The sequence below is a fragment of the Agrococcus sp. SGAir0287 genome (assembly GCF_005484985.1).
In the GTDB taxonomy this organism is placed as follows: Bacteria; Actinomycetota; Actinomycetes; order Actinomycetales; family Microbacteriaceae; genus Agrococcus.
Genome location: NZ_CP027942.1, coordinates 2,878,347 through 2,904,910, shown reverse-complemented (window position 1 = coordinate 2,904,910; position 26,564 = coordinate 2,878,347). Strand labels below are relative to the sequence as shown.

Genomic DNA, 26,564 nt, shown 5'->3' with positions numbered 1-26,564 from the left:
ATCCGGGGCGTCGTGCCGTCCACGCCCTGTCACGAGCGGGCCTCCGCGCGTACGATCGCGACATGGTCGAGCTGCAGCCTGCGGACGTGGACGAGACGGTGCCGCCGAGCGGCACGGGATGCGCCGAGTGCGACGAGGTCGATGGCTGGTGGGTGCACCTGCGGCGCTGCGCCGCCTGCGGCCACGTCGGCTGCTGCGACTCGTCGCCCGGCCAGCATGCGACGGCGCACTGGCGCGCGACGGGGCACCCCGTCATGCAGTCGTTCGAGCCCGGCGAGGACTGGGGCTGGCACTTCGTGGAGGAGGAGTCCGTCGACGGCCTCCGGCTCGCGCCGCCGACGGCGCGTCCCGAGTCCCAGCCCGCGCCAGGACCGGAGGGCCGTGTGCCCGACGACTGGCGCCGACGCATCCACCGCTGATCGAGGCTGCCGACATGGAGCGATCCACCACCGTCGCGGCTGCGGCCGACGTCGCCTTCGACCGCGTGCTCGGTGACGAGCTCACGGGCGTCTTCGACCGCGGACACCTGCTGCTGCCCGCGATCGTCGGCACGGATCCGATCTCGGGCGGGGATGCGCGCTGGGGCACGCGACTGGGGCAGTCTCGTCGCATCCGCCTCGCCGATGGCGGCTCGATGGTCGAGACCGTGCGCACGATCGACGCGCCGACGGCGACGACCTACACGATGGGCGACCTGACAGGGCCGTTCGCCGCGCTCTACTCAGGCGTGCTGGGCGAGTGGAACTTCGCGCCCGAGGGCGCGGGCACGCGCGTCACCTGGCGGTGGCGGCTGCGCCCGAAGGGCATCGCGGGCAGGCTCGCCGCTCCCGTGATCGCCTGGATGTGGCAGGGCTACGCGGCGAAGGCCCTCGAGCGCATCCGCACCGCCCTCGCCGCCCCACAGGATTGAGGTCCTCGGCCGAGTGTGACCTCGCATCCGGCCGAACACCTCGAACGTGTGGAGGCAAGGCGGCGACGGGCCCCTTCGCCACGCATGATGTCGGCGGTGCGCACGCGGACATGCTGACGATCGCTCGACTCTAGGGCTAGGCTGTGGTTCGCCTGGCCGAGCGATCGCTCGTCACCGAGGACGTCGATCGACCGGAGGACCCATGGATCTGTGCGTGCTGCCCCAGACGGGAGCGGATGGTGGAGCGTGGATCGCACTCGTCGCCGCCGCCGCCGTCGTGATCGTGCTCGGCGGCCTCCTGCTGCGTCGCGGCATCTCGCGCCGTGCGCTCGGCACCGGCGTCGCGGCGCTGGCCCTCGTCGGCGTCGTCGCGCTCGGTGCCGGCGGCGCCGCTCCCTCGGCGTTCGCCGATGCCGGCTCGAGCACCGACTGCGTGCACCCGACGGCACCCGCGCCGACCGCGGCGCCCTCGCCGTCCGCGTCGACCGAGCCGACCGCCCAGCCGGCCATCGTCGTCACCCCCGCCGCGCCGACGGCTGCCGCGCAGTGCGGCGCCGAGCCTCTCGTGGCCATCCCCTCGCAGGAGGGCGTCTCCTACGCGCAGACGCGGTCGGGCGACGTGCTCACCGTCACGGCGACGGCCCTGCCCGGCTATGCGATCGCCGCTGGCGCGCAGACGGTGTTCGAGCTCGACGTCGCCGCCACGGAGCGCCTCGACCCGCCCGTGGCGGTGCCCGCCGAGGTCGACGGCATCCTGCTCGGCGAGCAGAACGGCGTCATCACGGTGCGAGCCGCCGATCAGGCGCTCATCCCCGCGCTCGAGGCGGCAGCCGCCGACGGAGCGCTCTCGTACACGATCTCGACCACGGGGCGGATCTCGTACGGCTACGTCCTGGAGCTCGATGGTCAGGAGATCGAATCCGGCACCATCTCGGGCGGGCTGCCGAGCACGGTCGCGTACGTGGACGGCAGCTACGCCTTCACGTACGACGTCGCCGACCTCCCCGCCCTCAACGCCGAGGTGAACGCGCAGCGCGACGCGCTGCTCGCGGAGCACCCCGGCGCGAGCTTCCGGACCGTCGGGCAGTTCCCCGATCTCGGCATCCGTCTGACCACCTCCTACGAGCCCGGCCCCGGCTGCGAGACGGCCGTCACGGAGTCGCCTGTCGTGCTCGGCTTCCCCCCGGCGGTGCGACTCGCGCCGACGGCTGCGCAGCCGGACGGACTCCTCTCCGCCACGTCGGACTCGCTCCGCTGAGGCATCGAGGATGGGGGCCGCGCGTGCCACGCGCGGCCCCCGTCGTCGTCTCGCCGCCCCACAGGATGGAGGGTCTCGGCCGAATGTGACCTCACAGTCGGCCGAAGACCTCACATCTGTGGCGGGTCAGGCGGCGACGGGCTCCTTCGCCACGTACGTCAGCACGTCGTACTGCGCGACGACCTCGTCGTGCTGGTTCAGCAGGCGCGCATCCCAGCGCACCTCGCCGTACTCGTCGGTCTCGCGCGGGGTGATCTGCTTCGCCGTCAGCTCGACGCGGATCGCGTCGCCGGGCGACACGGGGGTCATGAACCGGAGGTTCTCGAGGCCCGTGTTCGCGAGCACCGGGCCCGGCGCGGGCTCGACGAAGAGGCCGGCGGCGAACGACACCAGCAGGTAGCCGTGCGCGACGCGGCCCGGGAAGAAGGGGTTGGCGGCCGCCGACTCCTCGTCCATGTGCGCGTAGAACCGGTCGCCCGTGAAGGTCGCGAACGTCTCGATGTCGTCGAGCGTCACCTCGCGCGGCGGCGAGACGACCTGGTCGCCGATGCGCAGCTCAGCGAGCGACTTGCGGAAGGGATGCGTGCCACCGGACGTCGCCGGCGCACCCGCGTGCCAGACGCCCGTGAGCGCCGTGAGCATCGCCGGCGAGCCCTGGATCGCGGTGCGCTGCATGTGGTGCAGCACGGCGCGGATGCCGCCGAGCTCCTCGCCGCCGCCCGCGCGGCCAGGGCCGCCGTGCAGCAGCATCGGCAGCGGCGAGCCGTGACCGGTCGAGGCGCGCGCGTCGTCGCGGTCGAGCAGCAGCACGCGGCCGTTCGAGGATGCGATGCGCCTGGTGAGCGCGGAGACGAACGCGGGGTCGTGGCTCGCGACGCTCGTGACGAGCGAGCCGCCGCCGCGCGCGACGAGCCGGGCGGCGTCGGCGGCGTCGGCGTACCCGACGATCGACGAGACCGGGCCGAACGCCTCGACCTCATGCAGCGCATCCGCCTCGGCATCCGCGAACCGCAGCAGCATGGGGCTCGCGAACGCGCCGTCGGCGGCGACGCCGGTCGACCCGTCGGCGAGCCGCACCTCGGGCGCCTCGGTGGAGCCGACCACGAGCTCGCCGCCCGCCTCCTGCAGCCGCGCGACCTGGCGCAGCACCTCGTCGCGCTGCTCGGTGGACGCGAGCGCGCCCATCGTGACGCCCTCGGCGCGCGGGTCGCCCACGACGACCTTCTCGGCGATGCGGTCGCGCACCGCGGCGATCACCGCATCCACCCGCTCCGCGGGCACGATCGCACGACGGATGGCGGTGCACTTCTGCCCGGCCTTCGTCGTCATCTCGGTGACGAGGCCGCGCACGAACGCGGCGAACTCGGGCGTCTCCTCGGTGGCGTCGGGGCCGAGCACGGAGGCGTTGATCGAGTCGGTCTCGCTCGTGAAGCGCACGCCGCCGGTGGCGACGCACGCGTGGCTGCGCAGCCGCTCGGCCGTCGACGCCGAGCCGGTGAAGCCCACGATGTCGCCGAGGCGCAGGTGATCCATGATCTCGCGCGCCGAGCCCGAGACGAGCTGCACCGAGCCCGCCGGCAGCAGGCCGGACTCGACGAGGATGCGCACCATGTGCTCGGCGACGTAGCCCGTCGGCGTCGCGGGCTTGATGACCGAGGGCATGCCCGCGAGGAACGCGGGCGCGAGCTTCTCGAGCGAGCCCCACACGGGGAAGTTGAACGCGTTGACCTGCACCGCGACGCCGGGCAGCGTCGTCGCGATGTGGCGACCGAGGAAGGACCCGTCCTTCGACAGCGGCTCGACGGGCCCGTCGAGGTAGACCGTCGACTGCGGCATCTCGCGCCGCCCCTTCGACGAGTAGGTGAAGAGCACGCCGATGCCGCCGTCGACGTCGACCCAGGTGTCCGCCTTCGTCGCGCCCGTGCGGGCCGAGAGGGCGTACAGCTCGTCCCTGCGCTCCGTGAGGGCGAGCGCCATCCGCTTCAGCAGGATCGCGCGCTGGTGGAACGTGAGCGGCGCGAGGCTCGCCTGCCCGACCGTGCGGGCGTGCTCGAGCGCGGCCGCGACCTCGAGACCGGCCGACGAGACGCGCGTCACGACCTCGCCGGTGGACGCGTCGCGCACGGTCGTCGCGTCGCTCGCGTCGGCGGGGGTCCACCACGCATCCTGCACGTAGCTGGGCAGCACCTCGGTCATCGTCGTCCTCTCGGTGTTCCTCGGCCCTGTGGGGCCGTCAGTCGTAGTCGTAGAAGCCGCGGCCGCTCTTGCGCCCCAGTCGCCCCTCGGCGACCATGCGGCGCAGCAGCGCGGGCGGGGCGAAGCGCTCGCCCAGCTCGGCCTCGAGCTGCTCGGCGATGCCGAGGCGCACGTCGAGCCCGACGACGTCGGTCGTGCGCAGCGGCCCCATGGGGTGTCTGTAGCCGAGCTCCATGGCCGCGTCGATGTCGGCGACGGATGCGACGCCCTCCTCGAGCATGCGGATGGCCTCGAGCCCGAGCATGACCCCGAGCCTGCTCGACGCGAAGCCGGGGGAGTCGCGCACCGTGACGGCGGCCTTGCCGAGCGCCTCGACCCAGCCCTGCGCATCCGCCACGACCTGCGCGTCGGTCGCGTCGCCGACGACGACCTCGACGAGCCGCGAGGCGGGCACGGGGTTGAAGAAGTGGAGGCCGACGAAGCGACGGGGCCGGGCGAGGGCACCTGCGAGGCTGCCGATGCCGATCGACGACGTGTTCGTGGCGAGCACGCTCGTCTCGTCGATCGCCGCCTCGGCGCGGGCGAGCGCCTCGGCCTTGAGCGCCGGATCCTCCGGCACGGCCTCGACGACCAGGCCGCAGCCTGCGAAGGCGGCGGCATCGGTCGCCGTCGCCAGCGATGCGACGAGCGATGCGCGATCCGCCTCGAGTCCGCGTTCGAGCGAGCCGTCGATCGCCTGCTCGACGCGATCGCGTGCGGCCGCCGCGGCATCCTCGTCGCGCTCGACGATCGTCACGTGCGCGCCGGCGAGCACGAACGCGTGGGCGATGCCCGCACCCATGCGCCCGCCGCCGAGCACGCCGACGCGCTCGGGCACGGCGGAGCGAGCCTCGAGCGGTGCACCACCACCGGTCACCGCCTGGCCCTCCGCTCGAGGAACTCGGTCATGCGGCGCTCCTTCTCGGGGCTCTCGAAGAGCACCGACTGCTCCTCGCCGTCGATGCGCGGGTGGTCGGCGCGCGGTGCGGCGAGCGCGCGCTTCGTCGCCTGGATCGCGGCCGCGTCGAGCGCGGCGATCTGCTCGGCGATCGCGATCGCCTCCGCCAACGGGTCGTCGACGACGCGCGACACGAGCCCGAGACGCAGGGCCTCGTCGGCGTCGAGGATGCGCGCGGTGAGCAGCAGGTCGGCCGCGACGCCGTAGCCCGCGATCTCGGGCAGGCGCCACGTCGCGCCGGCAGCGGCCATGATGCCGAGGCCCGGCTCGGGGTTGCCGATGCGCAGCGTGGGTGCGGCGACGCGGATGTCTGCGGCGAAGGCGAGCTCGGCGCCGCCGCCGAGCGCGAAGCCCTCGAGCGCTGCGATGACGGGCATCGGCAGCGCGTGCACGCGCGCGAAGGCGGTGGCGTTGATGCCGCGCAGCGCGTCGGTGGCGCGCCGCTCGCGCAGCTGCGCGATGTCGGCACCGCCCGCGAACACGCCGCCCGCGCCGGCGAGGATGAGCGTCGCCGGGGTCGCCTCGAGCTCGGCGCACAGCGCGTGCAGGTCGTCGATCGTCGCCTGGTCGATGGCGTTGCGTCGCTCGGGCCGGTCGAGGGTCGCGAGCACGTAGGCGTCGTGGCGCTCGACGCGCAGCGTGCCCGTGGTCATCGGGTGACTCCGGCGGTCCGCTCCGAGGAGACTCCCTCTCCCGCTCCCTGAGGTGCGAGCGCAGCGAGCCTCGAAGGGTGCCCGCTCGGTCGCATCCTGCCGATCCGGCAGCGAAGCCCCTTTCGAGGCTCGCTTCGCTCGCACCTCAAGGAGCGGTCCTGTGCGATCGATGTGCGTGACGTCATCACACGCGCTCCACGATCATCGCCGTGCCCTGCCCGACGCCGACGCACATCGTCGCGAGGCCGCGCTCGACGTCCTCGCGCTCCATGCGGCCCAGCAGCGTCACGACGATGCGCGAGCCGGACGAGCCGAGCGGATGCCCCAGCGCGATCGCGCCGCCGTCGGCGTTGACGATGGCCTCGTCGAGCCCCAGACGCCGGATGCAGGCGAGCCCCTGCGAGGCGAACGCCTCGTTGAGCTCGACGGCGCCGACGTCGCCGATCGTGAGCCCGGCGCGCTCGAGGGCCTTCCGCGTCGCCGGGACGGGCCCGAGCCCCATGATCTCGGGCTCGAGGGCGGCGGCGACGCCCGTGACGATGCGGGCGCGCGGCACGAGGCCGTGTCGCTCGACGGCGGCGGCGCTCGCGACGACGATCGCGGATGCGCCGTCGTTCAGCGACGACGCGTTGCCCGCGGTGACGACCGAGCCGCCGGCCACGACGGGTCGCAGCCCGGCGAGCACCTCGAGCGACGTGTCGCGGCGCGGCCCCTCGTCGACGGCGACGTCGCCGGCGCGCGTGGGCACCGCCACGATCTCGTCAGCGAATCGGCCGGCGTCGATCGCCGCGATCGCGCGCTCGTGCGACCGCACGGCGAACACATCCGCGTCCTCGCGCGAGATCCCGTCGACGCGCGCGACCTCCTCCGCCGTCTCGGGCATCGTGAAGACGGCCTTGTCGCGCGCCGCGAGCCGCGGGTTCGTGAAGCGCCAGCCGATGGACGTGTCGAACGCCTCGCCCGGCTTCGCCCACGGGCGCTCGGGCTTCGCCTGCACCCAGGGCGCGCGCGTCATCGACTCCACGCCGCCTGCGACGACGAGGTCGGCGTCGCCGGCGCGGATCGCCTGCGATGCGAGCTGGATGGCCGACATGCCGGATGCGCAGAGCCGGTTGACGGTGATGCCGGGCACCGTGTCGGGCAGGCCCGCGAGCAGCACGGCCATGCGGGCGACGTTGCGATTGTCCTCGCCGGCCTGGTTCGCGGCGCCGAGGATGACCTCGTCGACTGCGGATCCCTCGATGCCCGCGCGCCGCACGGCCTCGCCGACGACGAGCGCGGCGAGGTCGTCGGGTCGCACCGAGGCGAGGGCGCCGCCGTAGCGGCCCACCGGCGTGCGCACGCCGCCCACGAGATACGCCTCGGGCATCCGTCCTCCTCGACGATCATCCGGTCGCATGCGCGGGCGCGCGAATTCCTGACCGTTCGTTCAGGAATGCTATCGCACGCGCTCGCCGTGGTGCCAGCCGCGCGACGGTGGTCGCGGAGGCGACGATGCGGGCACGGCGACCGCGCTCGCTCCTGGCGAACCCTGTCAAGGGCACGCGAGCGATGCGCGCCGGTTCCTAGCGTGGAGGCACCAGACATCACCGAACCATTGGAGGCATCGCCATGGCCCAGCTCGACGGCAAGAAGGTCGCGTTCCTGCTCACCGACGGCTTCGAGGACTCGGAGCTCACGAGCCCGTGGGAGGCCGTGACCGGCGAGGGTGCTACCGCGACGCTCGTCAGCCCGAAGGACGGCTCGGTGGAGGGCAAGAACGGCCACACGCAGGCCGTCGACCTCGCCGCCTCCGCAGCGAGCGCCGACGACTTCGACGCGCTCGTGCTGCCCGGCGGCACCGGCAACGCCGACAAGCTCCGCATGGACCAGGACGCCGTCGCCTTCGTCGGCGCGTTCTTCGACCAGCACAAGCCCGTCTCCGTCATCTGCCACGGCGCGTGGATCCTCACCGAGGCCGACGCGGTGCGCGGACGTCGCATGACGAGCTACCCGAGCCTGCGGACCGACCTCGTCAACGCGGGCGCCGAGTGGGTCGACGAGGAGGTCGTCGTCGATCAGGGGCTGACGTCGAGCCGCACGCCCGACGACCTGCCGGCGTTCAACGCCAAGACCATCGAGGAGATCTCGGAGGGGCAGCACACGGGCCAGACGCGCTGACGCGTCGGCGAAGCAGCGGCGGGGTCGGGCGCATGGGGGCGCCCGGCCCCGCCGCGTCATGTTCGGCCGGAGTGCCGGCAGCGGCACGCTGCAGCCCGCTATCATGCGGCGCATGACCACGTCGCTCCCGTCGCCGTTCGGCACCGAGCCGACGTACTGGCGCCGCTCGCGCTCCATCGGCGACGAGTGGTACCGGCTCGAGGGTGGCCTCGACTGGCGTCTCGTGCGTGGGCAGTGGGAGCCCGCGAACCGCTACAAGCACGGCCCGACGTGGTGGCGACTCACGGGCGAGACCAGCGTCGACCAGATCCACTTCGACGAGCTGCCGTCTGGCACGCCGCGCTGATCCGGCCGATACGATGACGGGCCTCCCACACGGCGGCCCGTCGTGCGATCGGATGCCTACGGACGCCACACGAGCGGCTCACCGGCGTACTCATCGTCCTGCGTGTCGTACGGGCCGCAGGTCGCGCCCGCCAGCTCCTCGTCGCCCCGCGTCGCGACGATGGAGCACGTCGTGTGCACCGACTCGTCGGCCAGCTCCGCCGTCATCGGCGCGACCTGACGCACCTCCACGTCGACGGAGAGCGGCTGGTAGCCCTCGAGCTGGTCGAGGAACTCCTGGTCGAGACCCGCGGCCTGGAAGTCGGCGATCGACCCCTCGCGCACGCCGGTCACCGGCGGGAGGCGTCGGCGGTGCCGGCACGCAGCCTGCGAGACCGATGGCGGCTGCGAGCGCGATGGAGGCGAGCAGGGGAGCGCGGCGCGCGGACATGCGGGACGACCTCTCGTCGAAGGGATGGGAAGCCTCCGACGCTACGGAGCGCGCTGGATGCTCGCTGGCCGGTCGCTGGATGCGCTGTGAGCTGCCGGGATGGCGATGCGATACGCGCGCGCGGGCGGCGGCGCAACTGGTCGCAGGCGCCCCGGGGCACGGCTAGCGTCGCGAGCATGGTCGATCGTCAGGACGTGCGCCGCGCAGCCGGCGCAGCGAAGGACGCCGCCGGCGACGCCGAGCGGCACGCGTCGCGGCTCGAGCGCAGCCGCGGCATGCGGATCGGGATGCGCGTCGGACACGTCGCGAACGGCATCGTGCACCTCGCGCTCGCGGGCATCGTCGTCGCCGTCGCGGTCGGCGCGGGCGGCGGATCCGCCGACCAGGGCGGCGCGATGGCCGCCATCGCCGCGACGCCGCTCGGCGTCGGCGCGCTCTGGGCCGTGTCGATCGCGCTCGTCGCGCTCGCCGTGTTCGCGCTGCTCGAAGGGGTCGCGCAGCGAGCGAGCGGAGGCGGGAAGGCGCTCGCGAAGGGCATCGGGAAGGCGATCGCCTACGCCGCCGTCGCCGCGACCGGCATCCGCACGGCGCTCGGCAGCGGCGGCGGCGGTGACGCGCAGGCGGAGTCGCTCTCGGGCGCACTCATGGCGCAGCCCTTCGGGCAGGTGCTCGTCGGCGTCGTCGGTGTCGGCGTCCTCGCCATCGGCGTCGCCTTCGTCGTGCAGGGCGCGCGACGGTCCTTCGAGAAGCATGTCTCGCCGCCGGCGTCCGCGCGCCGCGCGGTCACGGCGCTCGGCGTCGCCGGCTACGTCGCGAAGGGCGTCGCGATCGCGCTCGTCGGCGTGCTGTTCGTCGCCGCGGCCATCGCACACGATCCTCAGGAGGCGGGCGGCCTCGACGGCGGGCTGCGCTCGCTGCAGCAGCTGCCGTTCGGCGTCGCGGCGCTGCTCGTCGTCGGCCTCGGCCTCGGCGCCTATGGGGTCTTCAGCATCGTGCGGGGGATCTGGGCGTCGAAGCGCTGAGGTCGCACGGCACCGGAATGCAGCAGCGCCGCCGCCCTCGGCGCGAGCGGAGCCTCGAGCAGGCGTGCGCTGCCGGATCGCCGGTGGGTGCGGCTCCGTCGAGGCTCGACGCGCGGGTCATGCGGAGCGAGCGCCGCGAGCGTCTCGGAGGTCGCGTCTCGAAAGAGCGTCGGCCGATGCCGGGAGGGCGACACGCCCCCGCCTCACCTCCGCCACCGGGGAGGCGCGCAGGATCGCAGCGTCTCAGCGCCGCCGCATCGCCGATCGCAGACCCGTGGGCGGCACCGGCCGGCCGCTCGGCGGCGCAGGCGGTTCGCTCGGGCCGTCCGAGACTGGCGTGGCGTCGGCTCCGGCGTCGGCGATCGACCGCAGCCGAGCGTCGAGCGCGCCGAGGTCGACGGGTGCACCCTGCGTCCCGCCGAGCTGCTGTCCGAGCGTCCGCAGCACGCGGGCCGCGGTCTCGGCGTCCTCCGGCGTAATCGCGGACGCGACGCGGTCCTGCACCGCCGCATCCCCCTGCTCCGCGCGAGCGCGCGCGACGACGCGCGCCACCTGCTCGACGAGGGTGGCGAGACCGGGGCTGCTCGGCGCCGGGCGACCGGGCACGGATGCGGGCATGGCGACCTCCTGCATCCACGATCCGCGCTGACGGTCGACGCGTCAATCCCGCGTCTCGTGCCTGTGCGACGCCCGCGCTCGCCCGCACGACGACGGCATAGGCTCGTGCCGTGCTGCTGAGCGACCGCGACATCCGTGCCCGACTGGACTCGGGCGACCTGGGCCTCGACCCGCTCGACCTGTCGATGGTGCAGCCCTCGAGCGTCGACGTGCGCCTCGACCGGCAGTTCCGGCTCTTCGACAACCACCGGTACCCGTTCATCGATCCGTCGATCGACCAGCCCGAGCTCACCCGGCTCGTGGACACCCCCGATGGCGAGGCGTTCATCCTGCACCCCGGCGAGTTCGTGCTCGGTGCGACGCTCGAGCGCGTCTCGCTGCCCGACGACGTCGCGGCCAGGCTCGAGGGCAAGTCGTCGCTCGGCCGCCTCGGCCTGCTGACGCACTCGACCGCCGGCTTCATCGATCCCGGATTCTCGGGCCACGTGACGCTCGAGCTCGCGAACGTCTCGACCCTGCCCGTGAAGCTATGGCCGGGCATGAAGATCGGGCAGATCTGCTACTTCCAGCTCTCGAGCCCGTCGGAGCACCCGTACGGCACCGGCGACAACAAGAACCGGTACCAGGGGCAGCGCGGACCGACCGCGAGTCGCTCGTTCGCGTCGTTCCACCTCACGCCGGTGCCGCCGGCGCCGCCCGAGGGCTGAGGCTCCGGCGCCGCCGCGGCTCGCGTCGTTGATCGGCCCTGTCGTGCCTCGATCGGCCAGTGCTCGCGGTGATCGGCGAGTTCCTGCCTCGATTGGCGAGTTGTGGCTCCGATCGGCGAGTTCGTGCGTCCATCGGCCGCGCGCGGTAGGGCTGCACCGCTCCATCGGTCCACGACGGGACCGATCGGCGATCGGCGCACGCTCAGAGCGGCGTCACCGTGCGCGTGCCCGCATCCCAGCGGCGCAGCGCGACGCCCTCGCACGGAAGCGCGCCGCCGACGAGCGGCAGCGCACGCTCGAGGTCCGCGAGTCGTAGACGGCGGGCGAGGGTGACGTGCGGCGTCCACGCGCCGGGCGCCATGTGCTCGACGTCGTCTCCGACGCCCGCCGCGTCCCGCACCGCCGCGTGCAGCGCGAGCAACGCCTTCGACGGCACGACAGAGCGCACGAGGATGCGGCGGTCCCCATCGCCGAACAGCAGCGGCGCGCCGAGCACGAGCGGCACTGGCAGCGCGTCGTCGGGTACGGGGAGCGGATGCGGCACGCCGCCCCGGCGCGCGAGCAGCGTGACGTGCGGCCGGTTCGACGGCGCCGTGTGCGGCGCGAGGCTCGACAGCCCGGCGGCCGCGAGCGCATCCCACTCGGCGCGCACGGCCGCCTCGGCATCGGCGTCGAGCAGCAGCTCGATGCTCGTGATCGGAGCGAGGTCCATGGCTCCAGTGTGGGAGACGTGCACGCGAGCGGGCGACCATCCCGCATGCAGGCGCGCCGGTCCGCTTCGGTGCACATCTCCACGGGCTGGATGGCGACCGCCTCGACCAGGGGGCCATCGGTGCGCGGTCGAACGTGCGCGGATCCGAGTCCTCGCGACGCGGAGCGCCTCGAGGACTCGCAGCCGCGCACAGTCCACCGGACACGACGACGGGCCGCACCTCTCGGTGCGGCCCGTCGTGCTCGATGGGTCAGCCCTGCTGGCGGCGACGGCCGCGGCCGCGCTCGGGCAGGTGCTCGGCGCGCACGGCGCGGGCGATGGTGCGCAGGGTGCGCATCGTCGCCTCGTGGTCGGCGTGGCTCACGCTCGCCGCCATCGTGCGCTCGACGGCCTCGCGGCCCGAGCGATGCTCGGCGAACGCCACGATGCGCGCGGTGCGCAGGATGCGGCGGTCGAGTCGGCGCTGCCGGCCGCGGGCGGCGCGGTGGTCGGCGCGCTCGTCGCGCATCCGCTCGCCGTGCTCGTCGCTCGTCGGACGACCCGGGCCGAAGGGGCGCGGACCGAAGCCGCGCCCGCCGTGGCCGAAGGGGCGCCCGAACGCGCGCGCGGGGTGCATGCCGCGCCCGAAGGGGCGGCGGTCGTCGAACGAGGTGCGCTCGTCGCCCTCGCGCTCCGTGCGCTCGGGGCCGGGGCCGCGGTGATCGGGGCCGAGGCCCTCGCGCCACCGCGGGCCGGAGCCCCTCCGGCCGTGGCCGTGGTGCGGGTGCTCGTCGTGCGGATGGTCGGCGCGCGAATGCTCGCAGCGGCGCTCGTCGCGCGGCTCGGGCGTGGACTGGTCGTGGTCGTCGTGGGTGCTCATGGTGGCTCCTTCAGGGTCCTCGGCGATGCCGGGCGCCGTCGGCGGCGTCGTGCCTCGCATCCGCGGCTCGGGGATTCGAGGGGCGGGCGAGGCAGGTCCTCGGTGCATCGCAACTGCATGTCGAAATGCATGCATATGTAGGATGACATGCATGTGCCCGTCACGTCAAGACCCCGCGTCCGACGAGTCCGTCGCCGCCGTCGCCGATGCGCTCGACGCGCTCGCCATCCTGCGCCGCGGCAGAGGCCTTCCGGGGCCGGGCGGGCCGTGGATGCGCGGCCCCGGCGGACGCGGAGCCGGCCGCGAAGGCGACGGTCCTGCCGGCGGCCCCAGGCCCTTCGACGGCGAGGCTCCCTTCGGCCGTGGCGGGCGCGGCGCCTGGCCCCAGCGCGGGCCGCACGGCGACGCCGACGATGGCGACGATCCGCATCGCGGACGCGGACCGCACGGCCGCGGACCCGGCGGCCGAGGGCGCATGCTGGCCGTGCACCGCGCACTCGCGGTGCTCGCCGCATCCGAGCAGCCCATGTCGATCACCGACCTCGGCGCGGCGATCGGCATCGACCAGCCTCGCGCATCCCGCGTCGTGCAGATGCTGCAGCATGAGGGGCTCGTGCGGCGCGAGCCGGATCCGTCGGACGCGCGTCGCACGCGCATCGTCGTCACGGCGAAGGGGCGCGCGCATGCGGATGCGCACCGCGAGCGCCGAGCGGCGCCGGTGGCCGAGGCGCTCGCCGTGCTCGCTCCGGAGGAGCGGCAGCAGCTCGCCGCGCTCCTCTCCCGCGTCGTCGAGGCGTGGCCGCGCGCGTGAGGTCTCGCCGACCGGTCGCGGTCCCCGTCCGACTGGTCGCAGTTGCACCGGAACCCCGACCAGTCAGGCGCGATTGCGACCAGTCACCGTGCATCCGCGACCAGTCACCTCGCATCTGCGACCAGTCACCGCAGGAAGTGGGCAATCGACGACCGCGGCGATAGCACGCGCACCGCGTGCGCGACAGGCACGTCGTCGACCGGGGCGCCGACGAGGGAGAGGGTGCAGCATGGGGAGCATGCGCTACGGATACAAGGCCAGCGCCGAGCAGTTCACGCCCGCCCAGCTCCTCGACCTCGTCGTCGAGGCGGAGCGCGTCGGGTTCGACTCGGCCTTCATCTCCGACCACCTCCAGCCCTGGCGGCACGAGGGCGGCCACGCGCCCAACGCCCTCACCTGGCTCGGCATGGCCGCCGAGCGCACGCGCAGCATCGTGCTCGGCACGTCGGTGCTCACGCCGACGCTGCGCTACCACCCCGCGGTCATCGCCCAGGCGTTCGCGACGCTCGGACAGGTGCACCCCGGCCGGTTCATCCTCGGCGTCGGCACGGGCGAGGCGCTCAACGAGCACGCGATCGGCGTCGCGTTCCCCGACGGGCCCGAGCGCTTCGCGCGCCTGCGCGAGGCGGTGCGCCTCATCCGCAGGCTGTGGACCGAGGACCTCGTCACGTTCGAGGGCGAGCACTACTCGACCGACGGCGCGACGATCTACGACAAGCCGCACGAGCCCATCCCCATCTACGTCGCCGGCGGCGGCCCCGCCACGACGCGCTACGCCGGCCGCGTCGCCGACGGGCACATCTGCACGTCCGGCAAGGGCGACGCGTACTACCTCGAGACGATCGTGCCGAACCTCGAGGAGGGCATCGCGAAGGCCGAGCGATCGGATGCCGACGTCGACCGCATGATCGAGATCAAGGTGTCGTACGACCGCGACCCGGAGCAGGCGCTCGAGGGCACGCGCTTCTGGGCGGCGCTGTCGCTCACGCCCGAGCAGAAGCAGTCGGTGCACTCGCCCACCGAGATGCAGCGCCTCGCCGACGAGCTGCCCATCGAGCAGGTCGCGAAGCGCTGGATCGTCTCCTCCGACCCCGAGGAGGCTGCGGCCGCGATCGGCCACTACGTCGACCTCGGATTCACCCATCTGGTCTTCCACGGACCGGGCCACGACCAGCAGCGCTTCCTCGACCAGTTCGCCGAGGACGTGCTGCCGCTGCTCAAGCAGAAGGAGGCATGATGCGCGTCACGATCATCGGAGGCCACGGCAAGGTGGCGCTGCTCGCCGCGCCGCTGCTCGTCGCGGCCGGGCACGAGGTCCGCTCGGTCATCCGCAATCCCGAGCACGAGAGCGACGTCGCCGCCACGGGCGCGACGCCCGTCGTGGCCGACGTTGAGGCGATGGACGTCGCCGCGCTCACGGGGCTCCTCGAGGGACAGGATGCGGTCGTCTGGTCGGCGGGCGCGGGCGGGGGATCGCCCGAGCGCACCGTCGCGGTCGACCGCGACGCCGCGATCCGCACGCTCGAGGCGGCCGAGACCGCCGGGGCGCGCCGATTCGTGATGGTCTCGTACTTCGGCGCGGGCCCCGACCACGGCGTGCCTGCCGACTCGTCGTTCCGCGCCTACGCCGACGCGAAGACCGAGGCCGACGCCGCCATCGAGGCCTCGGACCTCGACTGGGTCATCCTGCGCCCGAGCGGGCTCACGCTCGACGAGCCGACCGGCGCCATCGACGCGCGGCAGCTGGATGCGTCGGTCGAGCCCGGCACGATCGCACGCGCCGACGTCGCGGCGCTCGTCGCCGCGGTGCTCGAGCGGCCCGCGCTCGGCCACGCGATCGTGGAGGCGAACACGGGTTCCACGCCGATCGGCGAGGCCCTCGACGCGATCGCGGCGCGGGGCTGACGCGCGCCGAGTCGGCGGCGCTCCACCAGCTGGTCGAGGCGGCCGCAGCCGCAGGCTGCAGCCGTCACGAGACCTCGTGAGGCGCCCGCCCGACGCGATCGGGTGCGTGGTCGGGTGGGAGCGGCGGTCGCGTGGTCTCGTGACGCGTGCTCGCTGCGCTCGCGCGCTCCTCGACCGGCTGCGTGGGGGCGGTGCCAGCACCGGCCCTTGAGGTGCGAGCGGAGCGAGCCTCGAACGGGTCCCGCGGATCGGTCGGCTCCCACCAGCTGGTCGAGGAGGCCGCAGCCGCGGGCTGCAGCCGTCACGAGGCCACGTGAGGTGCCTGCTCGGCGCGACGATGCACACGGCTGATCGGGAGCGGCGGTCGCGTGGTCTCGTGACGCGTGCTCGCTGCGCTCGCGCGCTCCTCGACCGGCTGCGTGGGGGCGGTTCCAGCACCGGCGCTTGAGGTGCGAGCGGAGCGAGCCGCGAACGGGTCCCGCGCATCGGTCGGGTCCCACCAGCTGGTCGAGGAGGCCGCAGCCGCGGGCTGCAGCCGTCACGAGGCCACGTGAGGTGCCTGCTCGACGCGACGATGCACACGGCTGATCGGGAGCGGCGGTCTCGTGACGCGTGCTCGCCTGGCGGCTCGCGCGCTCCTCGACCGGCTGGTGAGGACAGCAGACGTCGCAGCGCTCGACGCCATCGCGTCGCGCTGGGGGAGGGCCTCGGCGCGCGCCGTCCACCCCCAGCGCCCGCCGGGGATCGACTCGTATGGTGAGCGCGTGACCGCCTCCGAGGCCACCGAGCCGCAGCCGCAGAGCGCCGCGTCCCGTCCGGGTGCCGAGCAGCCCGATCCCACGACGACGCATCCGATCGCGATCGTGCCGGCGGCGCTCGTCTCGCTGTCGGCCGTCGTGCTCTTCGCCTTCCTCGAGACGATCCCGGGCTACGTCATCCTGCTCTCGGGCGTGCTCGGCGGCGTGCTCACGGATCGCGCGGGGCTGTCGCGGCGGCTCGGTGCCGACCTCGCCGTCATCGGCGCGAGCCTCACGGTCATCAGCCTCACCGAGCTGAAGGCGGACGTGTCGTGGGCGGGCGTCGCGCGCTTCACGGTCGTCCTCGGTCTCGCGATCGTCATCCCGGTCGTCATCACGCGCCTGATCTACAAGGAGCGCAGCATCGCGTTCCCGTGGCGCGGCGGGCGGTGGACGCGCGCGCAATGGACGTACGTCGCCGTCGTGATCGTCGCGGGCTACCTCATCCTGCCCGTCTACTTCCTCGGCTCCGGCGTCTACCTGAACTGGCCCGAGCTCGCCGACGACGGCGAGATCCTGCGCTTCTTCCTCGGCGTCAACGCCGTCGGGCTGTGGGACGAGCTCTTCTTCATCTGCATCGTCTTCACGCTGCTGCTGCGCCACTTCCCGCTGTGGGTCGCGAACGTGCTGCAGGCGACGATCTTCGTGTCGTTCCTGTGGGAGCTGGGGTACCAGTCGTGGGGGCCGCTGCTCACCATCCCCTTCGCGCTCGTGCAGGGCCTCATCTTCAAGCTCTCCAAGCGCAACCTGCTCTACGTCGTCACGGTGCACCTGCTGTTCGACGTCGTCGTCTTCCTCGCGATCGTCGCGGGGCGCATGCCCGAGCTGCTCTGGATCTTCCCCCTGGCGGCACCGCTCGTCGGCTGAGGCCCGGATGCGGTGGCCCGTCGCGGATGTCGGAGGCGAGGGCTACCGTCGCAGCATGGCCATCGCGCGACAGCCCAGCATCGTCCTCGACTGCCCCGATCCAGGCGCGCTCGCCGGCTTCTACGCCGCCGTGCTCGGCTGGGATCACCACGCCGACGACGACGGGTCGTGGGCCGAGGCGTACGGGGAGGGATGGCCGCCGCTGTGCTTCCAGCGCGCCGACGGCTACCGCGCCCCCGAGTGGCCCGGGCAGGAGCACCCGCAGCAGATGCACCTCGACCTGTGGGTCGACGACATCCCCGCCGCCGAGCCGCAGGTGCTCGCGCTCGGTGCGACGCTCGCCGACGAGCAGCCGTCGAAGGACGGCGGGTTCCGCGTCTTCGTCGACCCTGCCGGTCACCCCTTCTGCCTCTGCCGCGCCGGCGAGTCGTAGGAGCGGGCGCGCGGGCGGTCGGAGGATGCCGACCGACCTAGGATCGCCAGGGTGACGAGCATCATCCTCGACGTGGACACCGGCATCGACGACGCGCTCGCGATCGCCACCGCGGCGCGCAGCGCCGCCATCGACCTCGTCGCCTGCACCGTCGTGTGGGGCAACGTCGACGTCGAGCAGGGCGCGCGCAACACGAGCGAGATCCTCGCGCTCGCCGGTCGCGACGACGTGCCCGTCGCCGTCGGGGCGGCCGGTCCCTACGACGGTCGACCCGCCTGGTACTCGCCGCAGGTGCACGGCGAGGATGGGCTCGGCGGCTTCGCCGACCTGGACCACGTCGCCAGGCGGTCCGACCGCACCGCCGTCGAGACGATCCTCGCCGCGAGCCACGCGGTGCAGGATCTCGAGCTCGTCGCCGTCGGTCCGCTCACGAACCTCGCGCACGCCCTCGACGCCGATCCGACGCTGCCCGAGCGCATCCGGCAGGTCACGGTCATGGGCGGGGCCGTGCTGCGCCGCGGCAACGTCAACGCCTTCGCCGAGGCGAACATCCATCACGACCCGGAGGCGGCGGCGATCGTGCTCGCGGCGCCGTGGGAGGTGACCCTCGTCGGGCTCGACGTGACGATGGACTCGATCATCACGGAGGCGATGCGCGACGAGCTCGCGCGCGGCGATGCGCTCGGCCGCCGGCTCGCGGCGATGCTCGACGCCTACATGGACTTCTACGAGCCGGTCCTCGGCCGTCGCGCCGCGGTCAACCACGATGCGGTGGCGCTCGGCATCGCCACGGGGCTCGTGCCCACGACGCGCTCGCCGCTCGCGACCGTGACGGTCGACTGCTCCGACGGGCCCGAGCGCGGCCGCACGCACGCGGCCCTCGAGCTCGTCGACGGCGTCTGGCAGGACGAGCCGGACGCCCGGCACCGCGTCGTCCTCGAGGTGGGGGACGGATTCGAGCGAAGGATGCTCGACATCCTCCAACGCCGCCCTTAGCGGACTGCGCCTGGGAGTAGGCTCACTTCGCTGCGGACGACGAGAGGCCTTCCGACCGACCGAGCACCCCAGTCGGTCGTCGTCAGGCGGAGGAGGTCGCGATGCATGTGCGAGAGGTGAGCGCCGCTGCCGGCGTGAGCGTCGCGCTCGTGAAGTTCTACGTGCGCGAGGGGCTCCTGCATCCCGGCGTGCGCGAGTCGGTGAACAGCACGTCGTACGACGAGACGCACGTCGCGAGGCTGCGCCTCATCCGCGCGCTCGTCGAGGGCGGGCGGCTCTCGCTCGCGGCGGTGAGCGAGCTGCTCGACGCCATCGACGACGAGTCGCTGCCCATCGAGGTCGTCGTGCGTGACGCGCACCGCGCGGTCTCGCGCGTCGAGCAGCCGCCGTCGGAGGAGGCGATCGCCATGGTGCGCGGCGCGATCGCGCGGCACGGATGGCAGATCAGCGACGACAACCCGGGCGTGCTGCAGTGCGCCGCGGTCGTCGACACCGCGATCTCCGTCGGCCGGGACGACGTCGAGGAGATGCTCGAGGTCTACGGCGCGCCGGTCGAGCTCATCGCTCGCGAGGATCTCGCCGCCGTCGGGCGCGCGGCCGCGGCGCGCTCGCGCGTCGCGGAGACCGTCGTCATCGGCACGGTGCTCGGCGACGCCATGCTGCTGGGCATGCGGCGCATCGCGCAGGAGCACGTCGCGCGCCAGGCGAGCATCGCCGAGCCACCGCGAGGCACGGGATCGCGGCAGGACCGCCCGCCGACGAGCGGTCACGGGCTGCGCCCGGCCGCCGGCGCCTGACCGCTCGGAGCAGCTACAGGCCGCGCGCGACGGCGGCGGCAGCGCCGAGCCACGCGCGGCGCGTCTCCGGCCGCAGGGATGCGAGCCGCAGGTGGCCGTCGACGATCGCCTGGTCGAACGGGATGCGCACGACCTCCCGTGCGAGCGGCCCGTAGCCCGAGATGACGCCGTCGACGTCCTGCCTCGATGCCTTCGGGTCCGCCTGGCTCACGACGACGACCGAGCGCTGGGCGAGGATGGCGGAGCGCTCGTCGCGCTGCGCGAGCGCCTCGAGCAGCAGCGCGCCCGCCTCTGCGTGGTCGGCCCTCGTCGTGGTGGCGACGACGATCTGGTCGGCGTGGTCGATCATCCGCAGCCACATCGGGTCGGACTCGTCGTTGCCCGAGTCGATGACGATGATGCGGTAGTACTTCGACGCGACGGCGTGGATCGCGTCGACGTCGGCGGGGCTGACGCGGTTCTCGTGCGCGAGGCGCATGGGCTTCGAGCGCAGCACGTCGTACTTGTCCTGCGTCTGGTGATGCACGAACGCCGCGAGGTCGCCCGCCTGCGCGCCGGCGGACAGCAGGCGCTCCGCCTGCGGCAGCAGCTCGAGCAGCGTCGCCTCGTGCGGCCCGCGCTCGGTGCGCCAGCCGAGGGTGCCGCGCGTCTGGTTGTTGTCCCACGCGAGCACGCCGCCGCCGCCGAGCTGCGCGAACATCGCCGAGAGCAGCACCGTCGTGGGCGTCTTGCCCGCGCCGCCCTTGCCGTTCACGACGGCGATGGTGCGCGGCCCCGACCAGTGCTGGCTCACGGCGCGCTCATCGGCCCGCTCCGCGAGCTCCTCCTGGCTCGGCGCCATCTTGAGACCCATGCGGGTCATCGCGCCGCGCAGGCCCTGCTGCGCCGGCGTCTGCCGCTGCGCGGCCTCGAGGAACGAGTGGCGTCCGTCCGCCGTCATCGGTCCGGACAGCTCCCCGGGCGCGTAGCCGCGCGCGGGCGCGCTCTGCGGCGCCGGCGTCGCGCTCGCGGGCATCGCCTGCGGCGCCGAGGCGATCGGCGCATGCTGGATGGGTGCGGACGGCGCGGGCTCCGCTGCGACCTGCCCGGGCTGGTACGCGGGCGCGGGCGGCGCGGCTGCGGGCGCGCTCGGCACCGAGGCGATCGGCGTGGCGGACGGCGGACGCGTCACCGTCTCGTCGAGGAGCGGGTCGTAGCCGGGCACGGAGCCGATCGGCGCCTGCAGCGGCACCGACGGCGACGTGGGTGGCGGCTCGGCGAGCCGCGACGACGCGACGGTGTCGTCGAGGGCGGCGGGCTCGAACGCGGGCAGCGCCGGTGAGGGCTGCGCCTCTTCGGCGGGCGCCGGCTCGTGCGTCGCGGGCAGCTCCTCGGCGCCCGAGGCGTCGCCGGCATCCGCCTCCGACAGGTCGTCGCGCGAGGCGAGGGTCGCGTCCGTGAGGGTCGGAGCGGGGCCCGTCTGGCCGAAGGACGGCACGTCGACCGTGGACGCGGCGGGCGCGGAGGGCACCGAGGCGATGAGGCCCGCGGGGCGAGGCTCGGACTCGGCGAGCGCGGGCTCTGCGCGCGGCTCGTCCGATGGCGCGGGCGCGGCCGCGGCGGGCGGTGCGGCGGACTCCTCCGCGGCCAGCGGCGGCGTCGACGGGATGGGCTCGGCCGCCGGCGGCTCGAGCTGTCGCACGTCGGAGACGGAGCCGTCCGGGTGGACGACGATCTCCCAGTGCCCGTCCGCGCCACCGATCGTCACGCCGATCGGGCGTCGCAGGGCCGCGGCGAACTCCGCCGCGTGCGACACGATCGCCGTGCGCGTCTGCGGGAAGGGTCCCGGCTCGATGTGGCGATGGGTGCCGTTGACGTCGAGCACGCCGGATCCGTCGGTGCGGATCTCGGCGCGGATGCGCGTCTGCGGCACGATCTGCTCGCTCACGGAGCCCTCCAGCCCTCGGACGTTCCGCGGATGAGGCTACTCGCTCGGCGATGCCCGATCCTGGGTGCTCGTGGGGAGCGCCCGGGCACGCTATGCGATCGCGGCACGCAGCCTCGCGACGCCCTCGCGCACGATCGCCTGGGACGTGCCGAGGTTCATCCGCACGTGGTTCTCGCCGCCCGCGCCGAAGGGCTCCCCGGCGTTCACGCCGAGGCCCGCGGCCCGCAGCGCCGTGCTCGGGCGGCTCGCGTCGGTGACGACGCCGCCGTCGGCACGGGCGTCGGGATCGGCGAGAGGCGTGCGCGACAGGTCGAGCCACGCGAGGTAGGTCGCGTCGGGGACGCGATGCTCGACGCCGGAGCCCTGCAGGAGGTCGCGGGCGAGCGCATGGTTGGCGGCGATGCCCGCGACGACGGCGTCGAGCCACGCGCGTCCCTCGTCGTAGGCCGCGGCGTGGGCGATGACCGCGAGGTGATTCGGCCCATGGGTCACGACCTCGGGGATGGTGCGCAGCGTCGCCGCGGCATCCGCCCCGGCGAGGATGGTGGCGCTGCGCAGGCCCGCGAGGTTCCACGCCTTCGACGCCGACGTGACGACGAGGCCGCGAGGGTCGACGGCGAGGTAGGGCGTGAAGACGGCGCCGGGCAGCGTGAGCGGCGCGTGGACCTCGTCGACGATCACGGTCGCGCCGTGCCGCTCGGCGACGCTCGCGACGGCCTCGAGCTCGGCGCGCGCGTGCACGGTGCCGGTGGGGTTGTGGGGGCTCGCGAGCAGCAGCGCCGTCCGGCTGCCGCCGGCGCTCGCCGCCGCGAGCGCGTCGTCGATCGCGGCGACGTCGAGGCGCGCGTCTGGCGTGAGCGGCGCCTCCCGCACCACGCGGCCCGCGTGACGCACGAAGCCGTGGAACGGCGGGTACACGGGGCTCGTCACGACGACCTCGTCGCCGGGGTCCGTCACCATGCGGACGAGCTCGAAGACGCCCGTCATGACGTCCGCCACGGTCACGGAGGCCGCGGGATCGGGTGCGAAGCCCCAGCGCGCCTCGCTGAAGCGCGCGTACGCCTCGGCGTAGCCGACGCCGCGGCCGTAGCCCGTGTCGCCGTCGCGCAGCGCTCGCGCGAGGGCGTCCCGGATGGGCGTCGCGGGCACGACGTCCATCTCCGCCACCCACATCGGCAGCACGTCGGGCTCGAAGTGGCGCCACTTGATGCTCGTGCGCTCGCGCAGCCGCTCGAGCGGCACCTCCTCGAGGGGGCCGGTGACCGCCATGCTCAGGCGACCCGCTCCAGCAGGCCCGTGTCGACGTCGTAGAGGAAGCCGCCCACGTGCACGGAGTCGGCGATGAGCGGGTGCGCCGTCACCTTGTGCACGTCGGCAGCGAGCGCGCGACGCTGGTCGGCGATCGGGTCGACCGGCAGCCAGTGCGCGTCCTGCCTTGCCGACTCGCCGATGCGCGTGAGGATCGTCTCCTCGTCGTTCGAGGCGACGGCGCAGCGCGTGTGCTCGACGATGAGGATGCGGTCGACGCCCAGCAGGTTGTTGCCGAGCACGAGCGCCACGAGCGCGCGATCGTCGACGCGGCCGCCGGGGTTGCGCAGGATCTTGGCGTCGCCGGGCCGCAGCCCGAGCATGCCGAGGGGCTCGATGCGCGAGTCCATGCAGGTCACGAGCATGACCCCGGCCTTGGCGATGCCGTCGAAGCCCTGGAGGTCGAAGGCGTCCGCGTACGCACGGTTCGCGGCGAGGAGGTCGTCGAAGTGCTGGTCCACGAGGACACGGTACGCCGACTCGCGCGCGAATCCCGACGCCTCGCACGCGCACGCGAGGCAGATGGTTCGGTGGGGGCTCGACGCGATCCGTCGACTCGCTCGGTGTCCCGGGGGATCGCGCCGGCGGCGATCGTTCGGCGACGGAAGCACTTCGCACGCCCGGTCGTACCGTCGAGGCATGCGATCGCATGACGATCGCCGCGCTCCCGACCCGACACGTCGGACCCCGCGACATCGACGCCACCGCGTCACGAGCAAGGAGGAGCGACATGGGCACGCTGCACTACGGATCGACCGCGTTCGAGCTGGAGGACGAGGCGCTGCGCCACTTCTCCGCCGTCATGGTGGCCAAGCTGCGACGCGGGGAGCCCTTCCTGGCGCTCGTGCGCTCGGACGCCGAGGGCCTCGAGCGCATCTGGGTCCACACCGCCGCCGACATCCGCATCGCCACGATGCCGACGCGCGAGCCCCTCGACCAGCAGCGCCTCCAGCACATGGTCGCGCAGGCCAACAAGGGCGGCGTGGACGTGTGCGAGGCCTGGATGGCGCGCGTCGCCGCCTGAGCCTCAGTCGCGTAGATCCGTGCGATCGACGAGGTCGCGCAGATCCTCGAGGAACTCGGCGATCGCCCGTGCCTCGGCGGCCGTGCGCTTGCCGATGAGCTCGCGGACCTCGGCCGGCAGCGTCTCGCCGCCGTCCGCATCGCCCACGGGCACGATGATCTTGCTGCGTCCGTCGGATGGATGCGGTGCCGTGACGACCACGCCCGTCGCGACGAGCCGCTTCAGCAGCTCGGTCACGTTGGGGCTCGAGATGCCGAGGTGCGCCGCGAGCCCGCCGGGCGTCACGGCCTCGTGGGATGCCGCACGGTCGACCACGTAGCGGAGGGCGAGCCGGTCGAGCTCGCTCGGCCGCTGGCCGTGGGCTCGCCGCTGCTCGAGCCGGTTCTCGGCGTGCCGGAGCTCGTCGAGGGAGTCGCGCACGGCCTCGCGCTCGTCGGTCGACGACGGATCGCTCATCCTCGTCCCTTCCCTCCCACGGGTGCCTCGGCACCATCTTGCCGCTCGCGCGGGCTCGAGAGCGAGCGCCGCGGCCCGCGTGGGTGCTGCGCCCATGCGGCCGGCGCTGGTGCGCTCCGGACGGCTGGGCCATGCTGGGCCCGGGGCGACCATCCCGTCCCGTCAGGGAGATCGACATGCGCATCCTGCTCATCGGCGCCGGCGGCGTGGGCGCCGCCTTCGCACGCATCGCCGCTCGCCGCTCGTTCTACGAGTCGATCGTCGTCGCCGACTACGCCGTGGAGCGGGCCGAGGCCGTCGTCGCCGCGATCCGCGAGCGGCACGGCGACGATGTCGCGGCCAGGTTCGTCGCGGCGCGCGTCGACGCCTCCGATCCGGCCACCGTCGCCGCGCTCGCTCGCGAGCACGCGGCGACGCACGTCATGAACGCCGTCGAGCCCGGATTCGTCGACGCCATCTTCGCGGGTGCGTTCGACGCGGGCTGCGACTACCTCGACATGGCCATGAGCCTCTCGTCCAGGCATCCCGAGCGCCCCTACGAGGAGGTGGGCGTCATGCTCGGCGACCGGCAGTTCGCGAAGGCGGCGGACTGGGAGGCGGCGGGCAGGCTCGCGCTCGTGGGCATGGGCGTCGAGCCCGGGCTGTCCGACGTCTTCGCCCGCTACGCCGCGGACCACCTCTTCTCCGAGATCGACGAGCTCGGCACGCGCGACGGCGCGAACCTCGTGGTGCGCGACGAGGACGGGAACGAGATCTTCGCGCCTTCGTTCTCGATCTGGACGACGATCGAGGAGTGCCTCAACCCTCCCGTCGTGTGGGAGCGGGACCGCGGCTGGTTCACGACCGAGCCCTTCTCCGAGCCCGAGGTCTTCGACTTCCCCGAGGGCATCGGCCCCGTCGAGTGCGTGAACGTCGAGCACGAGGAGGTGCTGCTCATGCCGCGCTGGGTGGACGCGCGCCGCGTCACCTTCAAGTACGGGCTCGGCTCCGAGTTCATCGGCGTGCTGCGCACCCTCAACCTCCTGGGCCTCGACGGCACCGAGCCCATCCGCGTGCGCTCGAAGGCCGGGCCCGTGGAGGTCGCGCCGCGCGACGTCGTCGCGGCGGCGCTGCCCGATCCTGCGACGATCGGACCGCGCATGGAGGGCAAGACGTGCGCGGGCGTGTGGGTGACGGGCACCGGCGTCGACGGCGAGCCCAGGTCGACGTACCTGTACCACGTGGCCGACAACGCGTGGACGATGGCCGAGTACGACTCGCAGTGCGTCGTGTGGCAGACGGCGCTCAATCCCGTCATCGCGCTCGAGCTGCTCGCGACGGGCGCGTGGGCGGGCACGGGCGTGCTCGGCCCCGAGGCGTTCGACGCGAAGCCGTACCTCGACCTCATGGCCGCGCCCGAGGCCGACGGCGGCTACGGCCAGGCGTGGGGCGTGCGCGAGCAGCCGCATCCCACCGCCGTCCCAGGGTCCGGGCCTACCATCGGCGACACGCCGATGTGACCGCCTGCGCCAGACGGACATGACGGACCACAGCAGCCCTCGCTCCGAGGGCAGGATCATCCGAGGAGCCGCATCGTGCGCACCGTCCCCATCCTCGCCACCGGCATCGCGCTCGTCCTGGCGTTCGGCACCGCGACCGCGGTCGCTGCGTCGAACGAGCCGACGGTCGCGGCGAGCCCCGAGCCCGTGGTCGACGTCGCCGCGGCGCCGGAGCCCACCCTCGCACCCGCGCCGGTCGTCGTCGTCGAGCCCGTCGAGACGACGGAGCCGGGGCTGACCTGGACGGCGCCGAGCTCCCAGCCGGCGCCGGAGCAGACGCTCGCGCCCGGATTCGTGCCGCCGACGTACGCGCCCGTCCCCGCGGACGCCGGATCGACGCAGCCGACCGACTGGACGCTCGCTCCCGGGTACGTGCCTGCGCACTGCTCCGACGTCGTCCCGCAGAGCGCGATCGACGCCCTCTACCCCGAGCGCGGCTACACGCTGTACGGCATCCACTTCCCCGTCGACTGGTACTTCCCGTGGTCCGGCTACCCGGCCGAGGAGCTGCAGCTGATGCAGCAGCACTGGCTGGCGAACTGCACCTGGAACGACACGGTGACCTCCTCGGGCTACGGCCAGCACGTCGACTTCGGCGCCGGCCTGGACGCGGCGGACATCGCGACCCTGCAGCAGCAGAGTGCGGGCTGGCAGTCCGTGACCCTGTCGACGGGCGACGTGCTGCTGGTCGACACGGCGCGCTCCGCCGAGCAGTTCCCGTTCACGCGTGCCTACGTCCTCCAGGGAGACCGTTGGATGCGCATCATCATGCTCAACGACACCGACGCGGCAGCCTTCGCGGAGTACCTCCTCTCCCTCGACCTCACCTGGTAGCGGG

The 26,564-nt window shown here is 73.7% G+C and carries 29 protein-coding genes; 17 read left to right on the top strand and 12 right to left on the bottom strand.

The window, feature by feature from the left end; all coding sequences use genetic code 11:
• The first annotated feature begins 62 nt into the window (after nucleotides 1–62).
• The 3 genes from C1N71_RS13835 to C1N71_RS13825 all read left to right on the top strand — a co-directional run bounded on the left by C1N71_RS13835 (nucleotide 63) and on the right by C1N71_RS13825 (nucleotide 2,168).
• Entirely contained in the window at nucleotides 63–419 is a 357-nt protein-coding gene (locus C1N71_RS13835) for a UBP-type zinc finger domain-containing protein (protein ID WP_137756944.1), read from the top strand.
• Between the two features lie 14 nt (nucleotides 420–433).
• On the top strand, nucleotides 434–910 hold the full coding sequence (locus C1N71_RS13830) for an SRPBCC family protein (protein WP_137756943.1): 477 nt from the start codon (nucleotides 434–436) through the stop codon (nucleotides 908–910).
• 214 nt (nucleotides 911–1,124) lie between these two features.
• The gene (locus C1N71_RS13825; protein ID WP_175414239.1) at nucleotides 1,125–2,168 is read left to right on the top strand and encodes an LPXTG cell wall anchor domain-containing protein; all 1,044 of its coding nucleotides are present in this window, start codon (nucleotides 1,125–1,127) and stop codon (nucleotides 2,166–2,168) included.
• 126 nt (nucleotides 2,169–2,294) lie between these two features.
• On the opposite strand, the gene paaZ is transcribed toward C1N71_RS13825, so the two are convergent.
• The 4 genes from paaZ to C1N71_RS13805 all read right to left on the bottom strand — a co-directional run bounded on the left by paaZ (nucleotide 2,295) and on the right by C1N71_RS13805 (nucleotide 7,383).
• Entirely contained in the window at nucleotides 2,295–4,364 is a 2,070-nt protein-coding gene (gene paaZ / locus C1N71_RS13820; RefSeq protein ID WP_137756941.1) for a phenylacetic acid degradation bifunctional protein PaaZ, read from the bottom strand.
• 37 nt (nucleotides 4,365–4,401) lie between these two features.
• Complete coding sequence (locus C1N71_RS13815; RefSeq protein WP_137757354.1) at nucleotides 4,402–5,205, bottom strand: 3-hydroxyacyl-CoA dehydrogenase family protein; 804 nt, start codon at nucleotides 5,203–5,205, stop codon at nucleotides 4,402–4,404.
• A 71-nt stretch (nucleotides 5,206–5,276) separates the two neighbouring features.
• Entirely contained in the window at nucleotides 5,277–6,014 is a 738-nt protein-coding gene (locus C1N71_RS13810; RefSeq protein ID WP_137756940.1) for an enoyl-CoA hydratase/isomerase family protein, read from the bottom strand.
• A 184-nt stretch (nucleotides 6,015–6,198) separates the two neighbouring features.
• On the bottom strand, nucleotides 6,199–7,383 hold the full coding sequence (locus C1N71_RS13805) for a thiolase family protein (RefSeq protein ID WP_137756939.1): 1,185 nt from the start codon (nucleotides 7,381–7,383) through the stop codon (nucleotides 6,199–6,201).
• Between the two features lie 242 nt (nucleotides 7,384–7,625).
• Between C1N71_RS13805 and C1N71_RS13800 the strand changes: the two genes are divergently transcribed.
• Nucleotides 7,626–8,174, top strand: coding sequence for a type 1 glutamine amidotransferase domain-containing protein (locus C1N71_RS13800; RefSeq protein WP_137756938.1), 549 nt, complete (start codon nucleotides 7,626–7,628; stop codon nucleotides 8,172–8,174).
• A 112-nt stretch (nucleotides 8,175–8,286) separates the two neighbouring features.
• On the top strand, nucleotides 8,287–8,520 hold the full coding sequence (locus C1N71_RS13795) for a hypothetical protein (protein WP_137756937.1): 234 nt from the start codon (nucleotides 8,287–8,289) through the stop codon (nucleotides 8,518–8,520).
• A gap of 56 nt (nucleotides 8,521–8,576) precedes the next feature.
• Here C1N71_RS13795 and C1N71_RS13790 read toward each other — a convergent pair whose 3' ends face one another.
• Nucleotides 8,577–8,852 (bottom strand): hypothetical protein, encoded by a 276-nt coding sequence (locus C1N71_RS13790; protein ID WP_137756936.1) that lies wholly within the window; start codon nucleotides 8,850–8,852, stop codon nucleotides 8,577–8,579.
• A 273-nt stretch (nucleotides 8,853–9,125) separates the two neighbouring features.
• On the opposite strand from C1N71_RS13790, the gene C1N71_RS13785 reads away from it, so the two are divergent.
• Nucleotides 9,126–9,971: a DUF1206 domain-containing protein gene (locus tag C1N71_RS13785; RefSeq protein WP_137756935.1), complete on the top strand. Its 846-nt coding sequence runs from the start codon at nucleotides 9,126–9,128 to the stop codon at nucleotides 9,969–9,971.
• A gap of 243 nt (nucleotides 9,972–10,214) precedes the next feature.
• Here the strand turns inward: C1N71_RS13785 and C1N71_RS13780 are convergent, their stop codons facing one another.
• Entirely contained in the window at nucleotides 10,215–10,589 is a 375-nt protein-coding gene (locus C1N71_RS13780) for a hypothetical protein (RefSeq protein WP_137756934.1), read from the bottom strand.
• A 110-nt stretch (nucleotides 10,590–10,699) separates the two neighbouring features.
• On the opposite strand from C1N71_RS13780, the gene dcd reads away from it, so the two are divergent.
• Nucleotides 10,700–11,296, top strand: coding sequence for a dCTP deaminase (dcd, locus tag C1N71_RS13775; RefSeq protein ID WP_137756933.1), 597 nt, complete (start codon nucleotides 10,700–10,702; stop codon nucleotides 11,294–11,296).
• 202 nt (nucleotides 11,297–11,498) lie between these two features.
• Here dcd and C1N71_RS13770 read toward each other — a convergent pair whose 3' ends face one another.
• Together C1N71_RS13770 and C1N71_RS13765 are read right to left on the bottom strand one after the other, a co-directional pair.
• Complete coding sequence (locus C1N71_RS13770) at nucleotides 11,499–12,008, bottom strand: 2'-5' RNA ligase family protein (protein WP_137756932.1); 510 nt, start codon at nucleotides 12,006–12,008, stop codon at nucleotides 11,499–11,501.
• Between the two features lie 250 nt (nucleotides 12,009–12,258).
• Nucleotides 12,259–12,867 (bottom strand): hypothetical protein, encoded by a 609-nt coding sequence (locus tag C1N71_RS13765; RefSeq protein WP_137756931.1) that lies wholly within the window; start codon nucleotides 12,865–12,867, stop codon nucleotides 12,259–12,261.
• A 475-nt stretch (nucleotides 12,868–13,342) separates the two neighbouring features.
• On the opposite strand from C1N71_RS13765, the gene C1N71_RS13755 reads away from it, so the two are divergent.
• The 7 genes from C1N71_RS13755 to C1N71_RS13725 all read left to right on the top strand — a co-directional run bounded on the left by C1N71_RS13755 (nucleotide 13,343) and on the right by C1N71_RS13725 (nucleotide 19,473).
• Nucleotides 13,343–13,678: a MarR family winged helix-turn-helix transcriptional regulator gene (locus tag C1N71_RS13755; RefSeq protein WP_137756929.1), complete on the top strand. Its 336-nt coding sequence runs from the start codon at nucleotides 13,343–13,345 to the stop codon at nucleotides 13,676–13,678.
• A gap of 229 nt (nucleotides 13,679–13,907) precedes the next feature.
• Nucleotides 13,908–14,915 (top strand): glucose-6-phosphate dehydrogenase (coenzyme-F420), encoded by a 1,008-nt coding sequence (gene fgd, locus C1N71_RS13750; protein WP_137756928.1) that lies wholly within the window; start codon nucleotides 13,908–13,910, stop codon nucleotides 14,913–14,915.
• Complete coding sequence (locus C1N71_RS13745) at nucleotides 14,912–15,583, top strand: NAD(P)H-binding protein (RefSeq protein WP_137756927.1); 672 nt, start codon at nucleotides 14,912–14,914, stop codon at nucleotides 15,581–15,583. Before fgd ends, C1N71_RS13745 begins: the two co-directional genes overlap by 4 nt.
• Before the next feature lie 764 nt (nucleotides 15,584–16,347).
• Nucleotides 16,348–17,247: a CPBP family glutamic-type intramembrane protease gene (locus tag C1N71_RS13740; protein WP_254678019.1), complete on the top strand. Its 900-nt coding sequence runs from the start codon at nucleotides 16,348–16,350 to the stop codon at nucleotides 17,245–17,247.
• A 55-nt stretch (nucleotides 17,248–17,302) separates the two neighbouring features.
• A complete protein-coding gene (locus C1N71_RS13735) occupies nucleotides 17,303–17,680 on the top strand; it encodes a VOC family protein (protein WP_137756926.1) in 378 nt (125 codons plus the stop codon).
• Between the two features lie 51 nt (nucleotides 17,681–17,731).
• On the top strand, nucleotides 17,732–18,676 hold the full coding sequence (locus C1N71_RS13730) for a nucleoside hydrolase (RefSeq protein ID WP_175414238.1): 945 nt from the start codon (nucleotides 17,732–17,734) through the stop codon (nucleotides 18,674–18,676).
• 101 nt (nucleotides 18,677–18,777) lie between these two features.
• Nucleotides 18,778–19,473 carry a MerR family transcriptional regulator gene (locus tag C1N71_RS13725; protein ID WP_137756924.1) on the top strand — a complete coding sequence of 232 codons (696 nt, stop codon included), beginning with the start codon at nucleotides 18,778–18,780 and terminating at the stop codon, nucleotides 19,471–19,473.
• A gap of 13 nt (nucleotides 19,474–19,486) precedes the next feature.
• On the opposite strand, the gene C1N71_RS15410 is transcribed toward C1N71_RS13725, so the two are convergent.
• The 3 genes from C1N71_RS15410 to C1N71_RS13710 all read right to left on the bottom strand — a co-directional run bounded on the left by C1N71_RS15410 (nucleotide 19,487) and on the right by C1N71_RS13710 (nucleotide 23,169).
• A complete protein-coding gene (locus C1N71_RS15410) occupies nucleotides 19,487–21,400 on the bottom strand; it encodes an AAA family ATPase (protein WP_254678018.1) in 1,914 nt (637 codons plus the stop codon).
• A gap of 90 nt (nucleotides 21,401–21,490) precedes the next feature.
• Nucleotides 21,491–22,669: a MalY/PatB family protein gene (locus C1N71_RS13715; protein WP_137756923.1), complete on the bottom strand. Its 1,179-nt coding sequence runs from the start codon at nucleotides 22,667–22,669 to the stop codon at nucleotides 21,491–21,493.
• A gap of 2 nt (nucleotides 22,670–22,671) precedes the next feature.
• Complete coding sequence (locus C1N71_RS13710) at nucleotides 22,672–23,169, bottom strand: beta-class carbonic anhydrase (protein ID WP_254678017.1); 498 nt, start codon at nucleotides 23,167–23,169, stop codon at nucleotides 22,672–22,674.
• A 269-nt stretch (nucleotides 23,170–23,438) separates the two neighbouring features.
• Between C1N71_RS13710 and C1N71_RS13705 the strand changes: the two genes are divergently transcribed.
• Nucleotides 23,439–23,732, top strand: a complete 294-nt coding sequence (locus C1N71_RS13705; RefSeq protein WP_137756921.1) for a DUF7882 family protein — start codon at nucleotides 23,439–23,441, stop codon at nucleotides 23,730–23,732.
• A gap of 3 nt (nucleotides 23,733–23,735) precedes the next feature.
• Here the strand turns inward: C1N71_RS13705 and C1N71_RS13700 are convergent, their stop codons facing one another.
• Nucleotides 23,736–24,188 (bottom strand): MarR family winged helix-turn-helix transcriptional regulator, encoded by a 453-nt coding sequence (locus C1N71_RS13700; RefSeq protein ID WP_175414237.1) that lies wholly within the window; start codon nucleotides 24,186–24,188, stop codon nucleotides 23,736–23,738.
• A 176-nt stretch (nucleotides 24,189–24,364) separates the two neighbouring features.
• On the opposite strand from C1N71_RS13700, the gene C1N71_RS13695 reads away from it, so the two are divergent.
• Nucleotides 24,365–25,687 carry a saccharopine dehydrogenase family protein gene (locus C1N71_RS13695; RefSeq protein WP_137756919.1) on the top strand — a complete coding sequence of 441 codons (1,323 nt, stop codon included), beginning with the start codon at nucleotides 24,365–24,367 and terminating at the stop codon, nucleotides 25,685–25,687.
• Nucleotides 25,688–25,762: 75 nt separating this feature from the next.
• Nucleotides 25,763–26,560, top strand: coding sequence for a hypothetical protein (locus tag C1N71_RS13690; RefSeq protein ID WP_137756918.1), 798 nt, complete (start codon nucleotides 25,763–25,765; stop codon nucleotides 26,558–26,560).
• Nucleotides 26,561–26,564: the final 4 nt, after the last annotated feature.